Raw genomic sequence first — 18,009 nt, forward strand, 5'->3', positions numbered from 1 at the left:
AACTTCAGGATAATAGGGAATCGAATCATGATTCCTTATCGTCAAGTTTTTTAATTTAATGTGATAAGTAGAATCGCAACAGTTTCGTTGCGAATGAAGCAAGGAGCAGCAGCAAGTATGCGCACCTCTGAAATCGCCAGCCGGTTCCAAACCTATTTCGAGAAGCAGGGTCATTTGGTCCTTCCCTCAGCATCGTTGATTTCGCCGAACCCGACGACTCTGTTCACCATCGCCGGCATGGTGCCGTTCATTCCCTATCTTTTGGGCGAGCAGACGCCGCCGAGCAAGCGTGTGACCTCCAACCAGAAGTGCGTGCGCACCCTCGACATCGACGAAGTCGGCAAGACCACCCGTCACGGCACCTTCTTCCAAATGCTCGGCAACTTCTCCTTTGGCGACTATTTCAAAGCCGAAGCCATCCACTACGCATGGGATCTGCTGACCACGCCGCAGAGCAAGGGTGGTCTGGGCTTTGACCCCGAGACCCTGTGGGTCACCACATACACCGATGACGACGAGGCGCGCTCCCTGTGGATCAACGAGGGTATGGACCCCGAACACATGGAAATCCTCGGCATGGAAGACAACTTCTGGACCACCGGTGGCCCCGGCCCCGGCGGCCCTTGCTCCGAGATCTACGTCGACCGCGGCCCGAAGTACGGCAAGGAAGGCGGCCCCAGCGCCGACGACAACCGCTACATCGAGATCTGGGATCTGGTCTTCGAAAACTACGCCGTCGACAACGTCAAGTCCAAGACCGACCTGCACATCGTCGGGGAGCTCGAGCACAAGAACATCGATACCGGTGCCGGCCTCGAGCGCGTGGCCTACCTGCTGCAAGGCAAGCAGAACATTTATGAAACCGATGAAATCTATCCCGTCATCGAAGCCGCCGAGAAGATTTCCGGCCACAAGTACGGCGAGGATCAGGAATCCGACGTTCGCTTCCGCGTCGTGGCCGACCACGTGCGTAGTGCTTTGATGATCATGAGCGACGGGGTGCGCCCGAGCAACGTCGGCCGCGGCTACGTGCTGCGCCGTCTGCTGCGCCGCACCGTCCGCTCGATGAAGATGCTCGGTGTCAACGAGCCCGTGCTGCCCACGCTTTTCCCTGTTTCCAAGGACGCGATGGTGCCCAGCTATCCGGAGCTCAACGAGACGTTCCACGATGTTTCCGAAGCCGCCTACGGCGAAGAGGATGCGTTCCGTCGCACCCTCGAGAACGGCACGACCATTCTTGATACGGCCGTCAAGAAGGCCAAGAAGTCAGGCAACGATGAGGTCTCCGGCAAGGACGCCTTCACATTGCACGACACATACGGCTTCCCAATCGAGTTAACACGTGAAATGGCCGGTGAACAAGGCGTCAAGGTCGACGATAAAGGCTTTGAAGCCCTGATGGACGAGCAGAAGTCCCGCGCCCGCGCCGACGCATTGAAGAAGCGCCACAACGTGGACGTCAGCGTCTACGACGACTTCAAGAAGACGCTCAAGAAACCCATCGAATTCCTCGGTTACAAAGACCATTCCAGCCGTTCCACCATTCTCGGCATTTTCGTTGAAGGCAAGGGAAGCGTTGAGAGCGTCGAAGGCCCGGCCAACGTCGAGATTGTACTCGACCGCACCCCGTTCTATGCGGAGCAGGGTGGCCAGCTGGCCGACGAAGGCGAAATGATCTCCGATGACGGTGCCGTGCTCGAGGTCGATGACGTGCAGAAGCCCATCAAGGATTTGATTGTGCAAAGCTGCCGCCTTACCGAAGGCAAGCTGAGCGTCGGCGAAAAGGTCAATGCGACCATTGATGAGGAGCGCCGCCGTGGCTTGGCCCGTTCCCACACAGCCACCCACATGCTGCACAAGGCCCTGCGCGAGGTGCTCGGCGAGCAGGCCACCCAGCGTGGTTCGCTCGTAGCCCCGGATTATCTCCACTTCGACTTCCAGTGGCCCACCGCCATGACCCGCGAGGAAATCGACAAGGTCGAGGCCCGTGTGGTGCAACGCGCTTGCGACGACCTACCGGTCACCATGGTGGAAATGGATTACAAGAAGGCGCTTGAGCTCGGATCCATGCATCTCTTCGGTGAAAAGTACGGCGACCGCGTGCGAGTGGTGACCATTGGCGAGGACGCGTGGAGCCGTGAGCTTTGTGGCGGCACCCACCTCGATGCCACCGGCAAGATCGGCGAATTCGTCATTACTTCCGAGTCTTCCGTTGGTTCCGGTGTTCGCCGTATCGAGGCGTTCATGGGCAAGAAGGCCTACGAATTCAACGACAAACAGCACAAGACCGTCTCCGGCCTGGCCGATGAGCTCAAGGTCCGTCCCGAAGAGCTGCGCGACCGCGTGCTCGCCCTCGAAAACAAGGTCAAGGAAGCAGACCAGCGTCTCAATTCGCTTTACGAATCCCAGCTTGAGGCCGCGGTGCCAGCGTTGATCGCACAGGCTGAAGCCGACGGCGATGTCCCGGTGGAGCTGGTGGCCTCCAACGTCGGCCATTTCGGGTCATTCGATGCGTTGCGCAAGACCGTGATGGACATCCGCGCCAAGATCGGCGACAAGAAATCCGCAGTCATCGCGCTTTCCGGTGTCAACGAACAAGGCAAGCCGATGGTCGCTGTGGCCACGAACGACGATGCACGCAAGGCCGGTTTCAAGGCCGGTGATCTCGTCCGCGTCGCCTCCAAGGTACTCGGCGGCGGTGGCGGCGGCAAGCCGGACTTTGCCCAGGGCGGCGGAGCCGAGGCCTCCAAGATCGACGAAGCGCTGAAAGCCTTGCGCCAGGCCGTACGCAAAGACTGAAATCTTCACATGACATGGCTGGGTGTTGATTTGGGAGATGCCAGGGTCGGTTTGGCGTTAAGCGACCCTGAGCTCTCTTTCGCGCACCCGGAAGGCAATATCCAGGCCAACGGTGATTCCTTCCGCGCCTTGGATGAAGTGGTGGATTTTATCGATGACCATACCGATATCGATAAGGTCGTCATCGGCCTACCTTTATTGCTGAGTGGGGAAGCGGGGAAAAGCGCCAAAAAAGCCAAACGCTGGGCTGCAAATCTCGCCAAACGTCTTGCAACAGCCGTCCAGAGCGAGGATTATAAAATAGACAAGGTTCCGCAAATAGTACTCCAGGACGAGCGTCTCACCACCGTGAGCGCGCACCACCAGCTGAGTCAAGCCAGCGTTCAGAGCAGAAATCACAGGCCGGTGGTCGATCAGCAGTCGGCGGTTGTTATCCTCCAGTCGGCTTTGGATACACATCACTGACAATGCGAAAGCAGAGGGGAATTCATGCCAGAAGACTTCAACGAGCTTTTCGACACGAAAGCCGAATGGGTGGATGACTCCACCGGCTCTTCTTCTGATGCCCAGCCACAGAAGCCTCCGAAGTCTCGCCATGAAATGCGTCTGCGCAAGCAGCAACAGCGCCGTCGTCAAATGACCATTGCGGCCATTGTCGCGGTTATCGTGCTGATTGTGGGTTGTGGTGGATACTTCGGTGTAAGAGCGCTCACCCACATGTCCAATGCCAATCATTCGCAAGAGGTGTCAACCGATTATCAAGGGCCGGGGACCGGCAAGGTCTGGTTTACCGTCGAAACCGGAGAAGGTGTCGCCTCCATTGCCACACATTTGGTCAAGGCCGGCGTGGTCAAGAACGCGGATACATTCGCAAGTACGGTGGCTGCCAACAATAGCACCTTGTATCCGGGAATGTACCAGCTCAAAAAGCACATGTCTTCTATGAATGCTGTGAAAATCCTCTCCGATAGGACTAAGGCCACCGGTTTCCTGGAAGTCAAAGCCGGAGAGCGCAGCTCGGACGTCATAGCGCAGGCAGCGCAGCTTTCCGGAATCGATAAATCCCAGTTTGATGCAATCGTCAACGGTGGTGGGCAAGGCATTCTCCCTGCCGAAGCCGGCGGCAAATTCGAAGGCTGGCTTGAACCGGGCATCTACGACGTCAAGAAAAAGGGCAGCACTGCGACTTCAATCCTGAAATCAATCGTTGATAAGCGTGTGGCCAAACTCAACGATTTGAAGGTGCCAGCAGGAGCGCAGCGGGAAACCATCCTCAACATGGCTTCCATCGCCGAATCCGAAGTGAATCGCCCCGAATACTATGGCAAGGTCGTGCGCGTCATCGTCAACCGGCTCAATCAGGGCATGGCGCTGGGCATGGATTCCACCGTCGCTTATGGAGCCAACGCCAAGCCGAGCCAGCTCACCAATGCGATGCTCAACAACGCCGCTGATCCGTACAACACCCGTATCAACAAGGGTCTGCCGCCAACGCCTATCAGTTCGCCCGGAGACGAGGCCATCAAGGCCGCCATGGACCCGACGCCCGGCAATTGGCTTTATTTCGTCACCACGAACCTGCAGACCGGCGAAACCAAGTTCGTCGCCACGCAAGACGAATTCAACCAAATCCGCCAGGAATACAAGTCCCAAAACCCCGGCGCCAACTGAGTTTTATTTATTATTTAATATTATTTATTGGTTATTTTTGTGGTTTAGTTGCCTTGTTAGGTCACTTTACGTGGTTGGTCGCGGATTTGGGGGAATATGCGATGCTGAGGCGTAAAGCTTGGCCTACCGGCCTTGAGGGTGCCGAAGCATTGTATATTCCCCCAAATCCACTCATGCAAGCTGGGAATCCTACGAAATCTAAGAATATTTTTATACGCAACATAAGCGGGTTTGGCGGGATATGCGATATCCTGGCGTAAACTTGGCCGAACGGTCTTGAGTGTTCAGAACATTGTATATCCCGCCAAACCTGCTTATGTAACATTTAAAAGCAAGCGTTTTTGCTACATTTCGTAAGATAACAAACCAACATAAGCGGATTGGCGGGATATGTGATGCTGAGGAGTAAAGCTTGGCCTATGCAAAATCAAAGATTTTGCCTTCGCGCTCGCGTATCGCGCTCACTTCGCCTACGTGAAGCCCACTGGGCTTCACGCTTAACGGCTCAGCCAGTAAGGGTTCCGAAGCATTACATATTCCGCCAATCCGCGACCAGCTACGTAACGTAACTGAACAGATAAAAATGGAACGAACTCAACTATAAAGCACCTAGAAAAGTTGCAATGATGGCGGAAGTTACAATTACGGGGACGAACGGGGCTTTGTGAGGGTTGGTGGATGAGGTTTCGACGAACTTTGGGTAGAGGTGGATCCAGAGTAGGCCTATAGTGCTCATGAGCAGCCACCAATAGAGGTAGGACATCAGGCCGAACGAGCCTACGGCGAGACCTGCCAGGAACGATGCGGTGACGTCGCCGAAGCCTAGGGCTCCCGGCTTTAGGCGCGAGAGCAGAAACTGGATGGCGGCTGACAGTGCTGCATATCCGAGGGGGAACAGGACTTTGGCGGGATTGCGTTCGATGATGGAAAACGCAAGAAAGACTGCAAACTGGGCCAACACTCCGAGTGTCACCCAGGTTCGGGGCACGCGAAAACGGCGGATGTCTTCGACGACAAGCGCCAGTCCGCAGATCAGACTCGGGAGTGCAGCAATGTAGGCCATATCGGTAAGATAGTTCATAAACCCATTAATTGACGAATGGAAAGCGCGAAAAAGCGGAAAAATCAAGGTTTTTTCAAGGTATTCGTCAAGATTCGGCAAGGAGTTAAGCATGTTGCGTTGGCAGACGGCAGGGGAGTCGCACGGTGAGGCGTTGGTCGCGATGATTGAGGGCCTTCCGGCCGGCGTAGAAGTGTGCTCGCAGGATGTCGTGGACGCGCTGGCTCGGCGGCGTCTGGGATATGGACGTGGCGCACGCATGAAGTTCGAAGAGGATAAGGTGCGTCTTTTGACCGGTGTTCGTCACGGTAAGACGTTGGGGTCGCCGGTGACCATTGAAATCGCCAACACCGAATGGCCGAAATGGACCGAGGTCATGAGCGCCGATCCGCTTGACCACGAACTGCCACCGACCGGACGCAACGAGCCGTTGACCCGTCCTCGCCCGGGCCATGCCGATCTGACCGGTATGCGCAAGTACGGTTTTGACGATGCCCGCAACGCGCTTGAACGTTCCAGTGCTCGCGAAACGGCTTCACGTGTGGCTTTGGGTGAGGTGGCCGCGAAATTCCTGGAGCAGTCGGTAGGTATTCGCACCGTTGCCCACGTTGTTTCTTTAGGTGGTGAAAAGGCCGATATCAGTACGCTTCCAACGCCGGCGGACGTTGAGGCGCTTGATGCTTCGCCGGTGCGCACGCTTGACAAGGATGCCGAGAAACGCATGATGGCCAAGGTTGATGAGGCCAAGTCCCGCGCTGATACACTCGGTGGCGTGGTGGAGGTCATCGCCTATGGTGTGCCTGCCGGATTGGGCACGTACGTGGAAAGCGACCGCAGGCTTGATGCGGCGTTGGCTGGCGCACTGATGGGAATCCAGGCCATGAAAGGCGTCGAGGTCGGTGACGGATTCCTCGAGGCCGACCGATTCGGCTCCGAGGCTCACGATGAGATGTTCGTCGACGATAACGGTCATATCCAGCGCTATTCCAACCGTTCCGGCGGCACCGAAGGCGGCATGTCCGACGGGCAGCCGATTCGCGTACGCGCTGCGATGAAGCCAATACCTTCCATTCCGCGTGCGTTGCGTACGGTGGATGTGGCCACCGGTGAGGAGGCCAAGGCCATCAACCAGCGTTCGGACACCACCGCGGTGCCGGCGGCTTCCGTGGTCGCCGAGGCCATGGTGCGCCTGACGCTTGCCAAGTTAGTCCTTGAGAAATTTGGCGGCGACAGCGTTGAGGAGACGCGTCGTAATGCTCAGAATTATCTTGATTCGTGGCCTGAGCATATGCGCTGATTGGCGCTTCATTATGAGGTGTCGTGTTTGGTTTTGACAGGAATAAAACTTATCGGAATAAAGAGAAAACGTAGGATACAGAGAGACTAGGTGCAGCAATCATGAGTGGTCATCGTCCGCTTGCCGTGGTCATCGGCATGCCCGGTGCCGGCAAGACGCGCGTGGGACGCGAGGCGGCGCAGATGCTCGATGTCGATTTCGCCGATGCGGATATCGAGATCGAGCAGGAAGCGGGTATGAAGATTCCCCGGTATTTCGAAAAATACGGGGAGCCTGCCTTCCGCAAGTTGGAAGCCGATGTCATAGCTGATTTGCTCGAGTCATTTGATGGGTTGCTGGCTCTCGGCGGTGGCGCTCCGATGACGGAATCGACGCGTGAGGCGCTGGCCGATTACATCGCCGAAGGCGGCAAACTGGTCTATCTGGAAGCCGATAAACATGAGGCCATGGAACGGGCAGGGCGCAGCGGCAACCGGCCGATGCTCAACGGCGACGCCAACAAACGTTGGATGAAACTCTATGAGGAACGCGACCCCGTTTTCCGTGAAATCTCCAATCTGCATGTGCACACCCATGGTTCGACGCCGCGCGTTGCGGCAAGGAAGCTGAGCAATATGATTCAGGAACGCATCGTCCATGTCACCGGTTCGGGCATCGAACCTTATGACGTCTGCATCGGCGAAGGCACGCTGAACCGTTTGCCGGAAGTGGTGGGCCCGGACGTGTTGCGCGTCGCGCTGATTCACACGCAACCGGTGCAGCGCCACTCCGATCAGGCCCGAGCCTTGCTGCGTCAGGCGGGTTATGACGTCTACGACATGGTTATTCCCGACGCGGAAAAAGGCAAGACCATCGACGTGGCCAAAACCATCTGGAAGCGTCTTGGAGAAATAGGTTTCACCCGTTCCGACGCCATCGTGGGCTTGGGCGGGGGAGCTGCGACCGATCTCGCCGGTTTCATCGCGGCCACGTGGATGCGCGGCATCCGTTACGTCAACTGCCCGACTTCGCTGTTGGCGATGGTTGACGCCTCTACCGGCGGCAAAACCGGCATCAACACCGATGAGGGCAAGAATCTGGTCGGCTCGTTCTACACGCCGGCAGGCGTGCTTGCCGATCTGCGTGCGCTGAAGACCTTGCCACAAGATATTTTCACCGAAGGACTCGGGGAAGTCACCAAGTCCGGGTTCATCCGTGACACCAAGATTCTTGATATTTTGCAGGATCATGCCGAGGAACTTCGGAACTTCAATGGTGATGATTTCCTTGGTTCGCCGCTCGAGGATGTGGTCGCCGAACTCATTGAGTGTACGGTTCGCGTCAAGGCCTACCATGTTTCCAACGACTTGAAGGAAGCCGGACTACGAGAATTCCTCAACTACGGGCACACACTGGCCCACGCCATCGAAAAACTTGAAAACTTCCGCTGGCGTCATGGCAACGCTGTTGCCGTCGGTTGCGTCTATGCCGCCGAGCTTTCGCATATTCTCGGCCACATTGATCAGGAAACCGTCGACCTACATCGTTCGATTTTCTCCTCGCTTGGTCTGCCGATTTCGTGGGACGGCGGCGATTGGGATTCCGTTCTTGCGTTGATGCACAAGGACAAGAAGGCGCGCGGCAACACGTTGCGTTTCGTCATTCTCGACAGTGTCGGCCATCCGATGCACCTCGAGGATCCGCCGATGGATGCGCTCGTCGAGGCGTTCCAACGGATTCGTCATTGAGCGATTGTACAAGTCGATAGATAGTTTTTGAACATTGGCGGAATACCAAGGTTCTTGAAAAGCCATTTACCGACTTGTGCAGCGAAGATTCAAACAAACTCAACCAAAGGAAACAACAAATGACCAAGGTAATCGTCGTCAACGGACCCAATCTCGGGCGTTTGGGAGTGCGTGAACCCGACGTGTACGGCTATCAGGACCTTCAAACCCTGCGCAAGGACTGCGCCGAATGGGGCAAGGTGCTCGGCCTGGAGGTGGAAGTGCGCCAGTCCGACGACGAAGCCGAAGTCATCGGCTGGATGCACCAGGCCGTCGATGAGCAGACCCCAGTTGTGATGAACCCTGCCGCCTTCACCCATTACAGCTACGGGCTTTCCGACGCCGCCAAAATGGTCACTGACGCCGGCCTGCCGCTGATGGAAGTGCACATCTCCAACCCGTCGGCCCGCGATTCCTTCCGCAAATACAGCGTCATCAGCCCGGTCGCCACCGGCACCATCACCGGAATGGGCTTCTACGGCTACAAGCTCGCCCTCGACGCTGTGGCCCATTTGTTAGCGGAATAAGCACAATAAATTATAAAAATGATGCAGTGAGATAGGCGAACTGATATCCGATTTTCGCTCTTGCCTACGAACACGCCGAGTCAATAGAGGCTGATAGACTGAAGTTCCATGGCAAGAGAAAATAATGATAATTCCCATGGACATGTCACCAAGCATATTTTCGTTACCGGTGGCGTTGTTTCTTCCCTTGGTAAGGGCCTGACAGCATCCTCTCTCGGTCGCCTTCTCCGCAGCCGTGGTCTCCGCGTTTTGCAGCAGAAGCTCGATCCCTATATCAACGTTGACCCGGGTACCATGAACCCGTTCCAGCACGGTGAGGTCTACGTCACCGAAGATGGCGCCGAAACCGATTTGGACATCGGTCACTATGAGCGCTTCCTCGACGTCTTCCTTTCCCAGAAGGCGAACGTCACCACCGGTCAGATCTACCAGTCCGTCCTCGAAAAGGAACGTGCCGGCAAGTATTTGGGCCAGTGCGTCCAGGTCATCCCGCATATCACCAACGAGATCAAGAGCCGCATGCGCGCCCAGGCCGCGGATGACGTTGACGTGATCATCACCGAAATCGGCGGTACCGTCGGCGACATCGAATCCCAGCCGTTCCTTGAAGCTGCACGCGAGGTCAAGCGTGAACTTGGCCCGCACAACTGCATGTTTGTTCATGTTTCGTTGGTTCCGTATCTTCCGGCCGCTCACGAGCTCAAGACCAAGCCGACCCAGCACTCCGTGATGACCCTGCGCCAGCTCGGCATCACCCCTGATGCGCTGGTGCTGCGCAGCGATCGTCCGCTGAACCAGGGCATCAAGGACAAGATCTCCCTGATGTGCGACGTCGACGAGGAAGGCGTGGTCAACTGCGTGGACGCCCCGAGCATCTACGACGTGCCGAAGATCCTGCACAACGAGGGTCTCGACTCCTATGTTGTCCGTTATCTTGAGATGTCGGCACATGATGTCGATTGGGCCGAGTGGGACGATCTGCTGGAGCGCGTGCACCACCCCAAGGAAGAAGTCAACATCGCCATCGTCGGCAAGTACATCGACCTGCCCGACGCCTACCTTTCCGTCATCGAGGCCGTCAAGGCCGGCGGTTTCGGCAATTATGTCAAGGCCAACGTCAAGCTTGTCGCGGCCGACCTTTGCGAGAGTGAAGCCGGTGCCGACGCCGAGCTGCGTGACATGGACGGCATCATCGTTCCCGGCGGTTTCGGCATCCGTGGTATCGAAGGCAAGATCGGCGCGCTGCGTTACGCCCGCGAGCACAAGCTGCCCGCATTGGGCCTGTGCCTTGGCTTGCAGTGCATGGTCATCGAGTATGCGCGCGACGTGCTGGAGCTTGAGGACGCCGATTCCTCAGAGTTCGAGCCCGGCTGCAAGAACCCGGTCATCGCCACGATGGAAGAACAGAAGGATATCCTCGCCAATTCCGATATGGGCCACACCATGCGTCTCGGTGCCTATCCGGCAGTCCTGAAGGAAGGTTCGTTGGTCGAAAAGCTTTACGGCACCACCAACGTCAGCGAACGCCATCGCCATCGCTACGAGGTCAACGTGGCCTACAAGAAGCCTTTGCAGGAGGCAGGACTTGAGATTTCCGGTGAAAGTCCCGACGGTGAGCTCACCGAGTTCGTCGAACTGCCCGAGGACGTTCATCCGTTCTATGTCGGCACGCAGGCCCACCCGGAGTTCAAGTCACGCCCGACCAAGCCGCATCCGCTCTTCAAGGGTCTGGTGAAGGCCGCGCTCGATCATCAGGAAGCCCGCAAAAACCAGCCTGAAGAGGACTGAATTTCAGGTTACCGGCAGCGTAACCGATTTCATCTCACTATCGACTGATGATACCGGTTATCGCTGTTGCTAATAATCGAGTGTAAGAAGACCCTGCTTCGGCGGGGTCTTCTGCTATATGTGGGAAGAGGAAAACCTAGGAAACACGGATAAAAGCAGGTAATTATACAAATCGATGCGATATATGCAAACTTGTGAATTAAATCACTTTCATTGTCAGCGTTGTTTTCCTTGCAACCCTAGTAATAAAAGTCCGATTCTGTTAGGTTTATATTGAGTGTAGTCAATGATGGGAGGCAGCGTACGGTGGCAGAAAAGCAAACACCAAACGCCGCGTCTGATACGGAGATGAGCCAGTATGTGGCTGATCGCGAACGTGTCAACGAGGATAAAATCAAAAAGGATGACGAAATCATCCAGGAATTCGGCGAGTACAACTACGGCTGGCACGATTCCGATGCGGCCGGTGAGGCCGCGAAGAAGGGCATCGACGAGAACGTCGTCCGCGCCATTTCCGCCGACAAGGGTGAACCGCAGTGGATGCTCGACATGCGTCTCAAAGGTTATCGCGCATTTATCGAAAAGCCCATGCCCAAGTGGGGCGTGGATCTCTCCGATTTCGACGCTGATGATTTCAAGTATTATGTGAAGCCAATCGACAAGCCGGCCAAGAGCTGGGAAGACCTGCCTACGGATATCCGCACCACATACGACAAGCTGGGCATTCCGGACGCCGAAAAGAAGCGTCTGGTCTCCGGCGTCGCCGCGCAGTACGAGTCCGAGGTCATCTACAACTCCATCCAGGAGGACTTGAAGAAGGAAGGCGTGATCTTCACCGATACGGACACCGCGTTGCGCGAGTACCCGGATCTGGTCAAGAAATATTTCGCCACCGTCATTCCTTACGATGACAACAAATTCGCGGCGCTCAACACGGCGGCGTGGTCCGGCGGCTCGTTCGTCTACGTTCCCAAAGGCGTTCACGTCGACATCCCGCTGCAGGCCTACTTCCGCATCAACACGCCGAACATGGGCCAGTTCGAACGCACGCTGATCATCGCCGAGGAAGGCTCCTACGTCCATTACGTCGAAGGCTGCACGGCCCCGATCTACGCGACGGACTCGCTGCATGCGGCCAACGTCGAGATCATCGTCGGCAAGAACGCCCGCGTGCGTTACACGACGGTGCAGAACTGGTCGAACAACGTCTACAACCTGGTCACCCAGCGTGCCTACGTCAAAGAAGGCGGCACCATGGAATGGGTCGACGGCAACATCGGCTCCAAGGCGAGCATGAAGTACCCGTCCTGCATCCTGGCCGAGCCGTACGCCAAGGCCTCCACCATGTCGCTGAGTTTCGCCGGCAAGGGACAGTATCAGGACACCGGCGCCAAGATGATCCATCTGGCACCGCACACCAGCTCCACCATCGTCGCCAAGTCGATTTCGCGCGGCGGCGGACGTTGCGCATACCGCGGCCTGGTCAAGGTCATTGATGGTGCCAAGGGTTCCAGCTCTTCGGTGGTCTGCGACACGTTGCTGGTCGACGATTACTCGCGTTCCGACACCTACCCGCACGTTGACATCCGAGAGGATGACGTGACGATGGCGCACGAGGCGACCGTTTCCAAGGTCTCTGAGGATCAGCTCTTCTACCTGATGAGCCGTGGACTTGAAGAGAAGGAGGCCATGGGCATGATCGTGCGCGGTTTCGTCGAGCCGATCAGCCGCGAGCTGCCTATGGAATACGCGTTGGAGCTCAACAGGCTGGTCGAGTTGCAAATGGAAGGATCGGTGGGCTGATCGATGGCCGAAAAAGAAGTGAATATTCCAGTAGCGGATCCCAATGATCCCTATGCGATGCCGGCAGCTATGCCGTCCAGCGCCGACAACGAGCGTCGCTCGTTTGAGGTCGAGGACTTCAAGATGCCGACGCGTAAGCAGGAAGATTGGCGTTATACGCCGCTTGAGCGTATCGAGGAGTTCTTCAACGTCTTCACCCCCAGCGGCGAGACCAAGGTGAGCGTAAGCAATATCGACGGAACGCCGATTGACGAAACGAAAGTTACCAAATCGGTTATCAACCGGGATGAAGCGCCTTCTGGCAGCATCATGAAGCCGAATGACCGCGTTTCGGCCGTCGAATGGAACAGCGGCAGCAAAACCGTCGTCGTCTCCATTTCCGGCGAACTTGACCAGCCGGTACTGGTTGATGTCGAAGGACATGGCACCGATCTCGATTCCCTGCATCTCGTGCTCAAGGTCGCTGACCGCACGCATGGCGACATTGTCGTGCGTCATCAGGGCTTGGCACGTCTCGCCGAAGGTGTCGAAATCATCACCGGCAAGGACTCGCACGTTTCCACGACCTTCGTGCAGGAATGGGACAAGGGCTCCAAACATGTGGGCAACCAGCGCATCCACGTTGGTGACAATGCTTCACTGCGCCATGCTGTGGTCACCCTCGGCGGCGACGTCGTTCGTCTGCGCATGGATCAGGAATTCGGTGGTCCTCAAGGTGACCTCAACATGCTCGGCATCTATTTCGCCGAGGCAGGCCAGCACTTGGAACATCGTACGATGGTGGTTCACAACTATCCTGAGTGCAAGTCCCGCGTGGTCTACAAGGGAGCGCTTGACGGCAAGAACGCACATTCGACATGGGTCGGCAACGCGCTGATTCAGCCGCAGGCGCCAAACACCGACTCCTACGAGCTCAACCGCAACCTCGTGCTGACTCCCGGCCCTGTGGCCGATTCCGAGCCGAACCTCGAAATCGAGAACGGTAACATCATCGGCGCCGGCCACGCCAGCTCAGTCGGCCATTTTGACGACGAAGAGCTCTTCTACCTGCAGTCGCGCGGTATCACGGAATCCGAAGCGCGCAAGCTCGTGGTTCGTGGTTTCTTCGCCGACCTGATCGAACAAATCGGTGTGCCCAGCATCGCCGAACACCTTATGAATGTCATTGACCGAAGGCTCGCTCGCGGCGAAAGCGCCGACATGCAAGCGGTATTGGAGGATAAGTAATGTCAACATTGGAAATCAAGGATCTCTACGCATCGGTGGAGACCAAGGAAGGCCGCAAGCAGATTCTCAAAGGCGCGACCCTGACAGTCAATTCCGGCGAGACGCACGCCATCATGGGCCCCAACGGCTCCGGCAAATCCACGCTGGCCTATACGCTGGCCGGCCACCCGAAGTACTTCGTCGACTCCGGCGAGGCCCTGCTCGACGGCAAGGACCTACTGAAAATGACTGCGGACGAGCGCGCGAAGGCTGGTCTGTTCCTCGCCATGCAGTATCCGGTTGAGGTGCCGGGCGTCTCGATGACCAACTTCCTTCGCACCGCCAAGACCGAGGTCGATGGCAAGGCTCCGGCCATTCGCACCTGGACCAAGGAACTGCAGGACGCGATGAAGAACCTTCGCATGGACAAGAAGTTCGCTTCCCGTTCCGTCAACGAAGGTTTCTCCGGCGGCGAGAAGAAGCGTGCCGAAGTGCTCCAGCTCGAACTCTTGAAGCCCAAGTTCGCCATCATGGACGAGACAGATTCCGGACTTGACGTCGATGCGCTGCGCATCGTCTCCGAAGGCGTTAACCGCGCCAAGGAGAACACCGGACTCGGGATTATGCTCATTACGCATTACACTCGAATTCTTAAGTATATTAAACCGGATATTGTGCATGTGTTTGCGGGCGGCAAGTTCGTCAAGACTGGCGGGCCCGAGCTTGCCGATGAACTCGAAGAGACTGGATATGATCAGTATCTGCCTGAAGGGTCTACGGAATCGGCTTTAGCCTGATTTAGTTTCTTTTTGATTAATCGCTTTTAGCAGTTTTTGGTTTAGCTTACTTTTAGCGGTTGGTCGCGGATTGGGAAAGAATATCTTGTTTCGGAACCCTCAAGGCCGGTAGGCCAAGCTTTACTCCTCAACAAGATATCCTTTCCCAATCCGTTTATGTTGCGTTAGTTTGACAGGTTATTTTTTAGGGCTTTGGATGATTTTGACACATCGAGTGTCAAAATCAGCAGGCTTCGCCTGGATTAGTTCCAGCTTAGTTTTGTAACTTTTTTAGTTACGGAATACTTCTGCTTAGTTAGCCTTTATTGACTAATGTTGAGTTGGATACGTAATGAGTGGGGGAGCGGGATATGCGATGCTCTGGCATAAAGCTTGGCCTACCGGCCTGGAGGGTGCCTGAGCATTGTATATCCCACTCCCACACGGGAGTTGGCGCTTTAAAATTTGAATGAGGATGAGAGGCAATGATGGTGGATTTTTTGGAGTTGCGGGAACAGTTTCCTATTTTGGGGCAGGAGATCCATGGGCATCCGCTGGTGTACTTCGACTCGGCGGCGACCGCGCAGAAGCCGCAGCGTGTGATTGATGCCGAGAGCAAATTCTACGAGACCATCAATGCCGGAGTACATCGGGGGGCGCATGAACTCGCGGCGCGTAGCACTGTTGCCTTTGAAGAGGCTCGGGCGAAGGTCGCCAAGTTGGTTGGAGCCAATGCTGAGGAGGGTCAGGAAGAGATTGTCGTCACGGCTGGCGCAACTGCTGGGCTGAACCTGCTGGCCACTGCTTTTGGCAACGCCTCGCTCGGGCGCGGTGGGGATGCAGCGAAGCGATTTGCGCTTAAGCCGGGGGATGAGATCGTCGTTTCCAAGGCTGAGCATCATTCGGTGCTGCTGCCGTTCCAGGAGTTGGCCTATCGTACTGGTGCCACCTTGAAGTGGTTCGACTTGACCGATGACGGACGGATTCGTTCGGATACCGCCGACGAAGTCATCACCAATCGCACGAAGATCGTCGCCATTACACATATCAGCAACGTCACTGGGGCCATCACTGATATTGCCCCTATCGTCAAACGTGCGCACGAAGTGGGTGCCATCTTTATTCTTGATGCCTGCCAGTCCGTGCCGCATCTCAAACTCGATTTCCACAAGATGGACGTCGATTTCGCTGCGTGGAGCGCCCACAAGATGTATGGGCCCACCGGTGTCGGATTCCTGTATGGCAAGCGTGAGCTGCTGGAAGCCCTGCCGCCGGCCAGCTTCGGCGGGTCGATGGTTGAACTTGCGTGGATGGACAAGCCGGCACAATATATGGAGCCGCCGGCCCGTTTTGAGGCTGGAACCCAGCCTGTTGCCCAGGTCGTGGCCGCAGGTGTGGCCGCCGACTGGATGCGGGAGATCGGCATGGAGAACGTCGAAGCCCATGAAAAAGCCATCACGGCAGAACTGCTGAAGCTGAATGATGTTCCCGGTTTCCGTGTGCTTGGGCCGGTGGAAAATAAGGATCGCATCGGCACGGTGTCGTTTGACGTCGAAGGAGTCCACCCGCACGATGTCGGCCAGTTCTTCGATGCCCAGGGCATCGCCGTGCGTGTAGGCCATCATTGCGCCCAGCCTGTTCATCGGCATTTTGGCCTGTTCGCCTCGTCCCGTGCTTCGACCGGCGTGTACAATACCGTCGAGGAAGCCAAACAGGTAGTCGAAACGGCCGGCAAGGTCCGTCCGTTCTTTGAGGTGTGAGCATGAGTGATTTTTCTATGAGCGATGACGATCTTGAGCAGATGTATCAGGAAGTCATCCTGGACGCATCGAAACATCCGCACGGCAAGGAGCATTTCGCCGCAGACGTGACGAAGGAACCAAACGGCGCGAACGAGACCGGCGAAACGACGGTGCGTGCCAGCCACGAATACTGCACGCCGGGGGAGTCGCACCAGTTCAACCCGACCTGCGGTGATCAGGTGACTGTACACGTCGAGGTTTCGGAGTCGGAACCGCACAAGATCGAACGCCTTGTGTGGGACGGCAGTGGTTGTTCCATCTCCACGGCCAGCCTGTCGATGATGGTCGATCTGGTCGACGGCAAGACGGTGGACGAGGCCATGCAGCTTGAAGGCGTGTTTCAGAAGCTCATGAAGTCGCGTGGAGCCGGGCTCGACAGCGACGCTGACGAAGAGGCGTTGGGCGATGCCGTGGTGTTCCAAGGCGTCTCGAAATACCCGATGCGTATCAAATGCGCGCTGCTCGGCTGGGCCGGACTTAAGGATTCGCTGGCCAAGGCGTTGGCGGCGGATAAGTAACAGAATATCGTTGTCGATAATTTATCTGACAACGTAACGTGATGATAAGCGGCATTGAAAGACAACGCAAAGTCAAACGACATACATATCCGTGTGTAAACACGAGCGCAATGTAACGTGATTACGCTATACGCTTGTGTCAATGCATTTAGTACATGACATAATAGTTGGTGGTTTCACCACAGCAGGAGGCAATATGGAAAGCCAAGACAATCTCGTCCCGACACCGCAATCCTCGATTCTCGATTCGGCAACCAAGGCGCTTGGCAGCGAAGAGAAGGCCGAGGCGGCCGTTGCCAATCCGCATGCGGTGAGTTCGCTTGATAAGTTTGATAAGCCGGATAAAACAGATACCGCAAAAACTGCTGCTTCTGGCGAGACCGCCGGCAACACCGTCAAGGACGAGGAAACCGGCATTCCGCTGACTTCGTTCAACGATATTGGCCGTGCCACGGCCGCCGACGTGCGTGAGGCGCTGCATCAGGTCATCGACCCTGAACTCGGCATCGACGTCATCGACCTCGGCTTGGTTTATGGCATTGAAATCGATGAAAAAGGCCGCGCCATCATCACGATGACCTTGACCACACCTGCGTGCCCGTTGACCGACTTGCTTGAGGACGAATGCGCCTCGACTTTGGCCGGATTGGTCGAGGAATTCCGCATTGATTGGACGTGGCAGCCGCGCTGGACGCTCGATATGATCCGTCCGGAAGGCCGCGAACAGCTGGAAGCCATCGGCTTCAACTTCGACAACATGCCGAAATACTGACAGGAATCCTGCTGGTTCATAGCAGTCAGGACGTTGACCCCAGTGGCCGTTTTCTTGCTTTTATGGTTGCAAATGTAAGAGACCGGTCACTGAGTCATTTTTAATGGGCTTTTTCTTGCATCTTTTAGCGGTAGTGCAAGAAACTGACCTCTGAGATGTCGTCAGTGGTCGTTTTCTTGCTTATGCTGGGTGCCGTGCGAGAAAGGGGCCATTAAAACAACTGT

The 18,009-nt window shown here is 56.4% G+C and carries 14 protein-coding genes; 13 read left to right on the plus strand and 1 reads right to left on the minus strand.

Annotated features, from left to right (window positions below):
- The first annotated feature begins 117 nt into the window (after positions 1-117).
- Genes alaS through mltG form a run of 3 tightly spaced genes read left to right on the plus strand, consistent with a single transcriptional unit; the run spans position 118 to position 4,470 of the window.
- Complete coding sequence (gene alaS / locus OZX67_RS04460; RefSeq protein WP_277144587.1) at positions 118-2,799, plus strand: alanine--tRNA ligase; 2,682 nt, start codon at positions 118-120, stop codon at positions 2,797-2,799.
- Positions 2,800-2,808: 9 nt separating this feature from the next.
- Complete coding sequence (gene ruvX, locus OZX67_RS04465; protein ID WP_277144589.1) at positions 2,809-3,264, plus strand: Holliday junction resolvase RuvX; 456 nt, start codon at positions 2,809-2,811, stop codon at positions 3,262-3,264.
- Positions 3,265-3,288: 24 nt separating this feature from the next.
- Entirely contained in the window at positions 3,289-4,470 is a 1,182-nt protein-coding gene (mltG, locus tag OZX67_RS04470) for an endolytic transglycosylase MltG (protein ID WP_277144591.1), read from the plus strand.
- A gap of 598 nt (positions 4,471-5,068) precedes the next feature.
- On the opposite strand, the gene OZX67_RS04475 is transcribed toward mltG, so the two are convergent.
- Complete coding sequence (locus OZX67_RS04475; RefSeq protein ID WP_277144593.1) at positions 5,069-5,551, minus strand: prepilin peptidase; 483 nt, start codon at positions 5,549-5,551, stop codon at positions 5,069-5,071.
- Positions 5,552-5,642: 91 nt separating this feature from the next.
- On the opposite strand from OZX67_RS04475, the gene aroC reads away from it, so the two are divergent.
- From aroC to OZX67_RS04525, 10 genes are all read left to right on the plus strand, one after another.
- Positions 5,643-6,827, plus strand: coding sequence for a chorismate synthase (gene aroC, locus OZX67_RS04480; protein ID WP_277144595.1), 1,185 nt, complete (start codon positions 5,643-5,645; stop codon positions 6,825-6,827).
- A 101-nt stretch (positions 6,828-6,928) separates the two neighbouring features.
- Entirely contained in the window at positions 6,929-8,554 is a 1,626-nt protein-coding gene (locus OZX67_RS04485; RefSeq protein ID WP_277144599.1) for a bifunctional shikimate kinase/3-dehydroquinate synthase, read from the plus strand.
- Between the two features lie 119 nt (positions 8,555-8,673).
- Complete coding sequence (locus OZX67_RS04490) at positions 8,674-9,120, plus strand: type II 3-dehydroquinate dehydratase (RefSeq protein WP_277144601.1); 447 nt, start codon at positions 8,674-8,676, stop codon at positions 9,118-9,120.
- Positions 9,121-9,228: 108 nt separating this feature from the next.
- Positions 9,229-10,908 carry a CTP synthase gene (locus OZX67_RS04495; RefSeq protein WP_277144603.1) on the plus strand — a complete coding sequence of 560 codons (1,680 nt, stop codon included), beginning with the start codon at positions 9,229-9,231 and terminating at the stop codon, positions 10,906-10,908.
- A gap of 348 nt (positions 10,909-11,256) precedes the next feature.
- Complete coding sequence (gene sufB, locus OZX67_RS04500) at positions 11,257-12,711, plus strand: Fe-S cluster assembly protein SufB (RefSeq protein WP_277144921.1); 1,455 nt, start codon at positions 11,257-11,259, stop codon at positions 12,709-12,711.
- Positions 12,712-12,714: 3 nt separating this feature from the next.
- Positions 12,715-13,938, plus strand: a complete 1,224-nt coding sequence (sufD, locus tag OZX67_RS04505; protein WP_277144604.1) for a Fe-S cluster assembly protein SufD — start codon at positions 12,715-12,717, stop codon at positions 13,936-13,938.
- Positions 13,938-14,714 (plus strand): Fe-S cluster assembly ATPase SufC, encoded by a 777-nt coding sequence (gene sufC, locus OZX67_RS04510; RefSeq protein ID WP_277144606.1) that lies wholly within the window; start codon positions 13,938-13,940, stop codon positions 14,712-14,714. The genes sufD and sufC overlap by 1 nt, the downstream gene beginning before the upstream one ends.
- 467 nt (positions 14,715-15,181) lie before the next feature.
- Positions 15,182-16,453: a SufS family cysteine desulfurase gene (locus OZX67_RS04515; protein WP_277144923.1), complete on the plus strand. Its 1,272-nt coding sequence runs from the start codon at positions 15,182-15,184 to the stop codon at positions 16,451-16,453.
- 2 nt (positions 16,454-16,455) lie between these two features.
- A complete protein-coding gene (gene sufU, locus OZX67_RS04520; protein WP_277144608.1) occupies positions 16,456-17,013 on the plus strand; it encodes a Fe-S cluster assembly sulfur transfer protein SufU in 558 nt (185 codons plus the stop codon).
- Positions 17,014-17,209: 196 nt separating this feature from the next.
- The gene (locus OZX67_RS04525) at positions 17,210-17,785 is read left to right on the plus strand and encodes a metal-sulfur cluster assembly factor (RefSeq protein WP_277144610.1); all 576 of its coding nucleotides are present in this window, start codon (positions 17,210-17,212) and stop codon (positions 17,783-17,785) included.
- Positions 17,786-18,009 lie beyond the last annotated feature (224 nt).

This window comes from Bifidobacterium sp. ESL0728 (assembly GCF_029392015.1).
Lineage (GTDB): Bacteria > Actinomycetota > Actinomycetes > Actinomycetales > Bifidobacteriaceae > Bifidobacterium.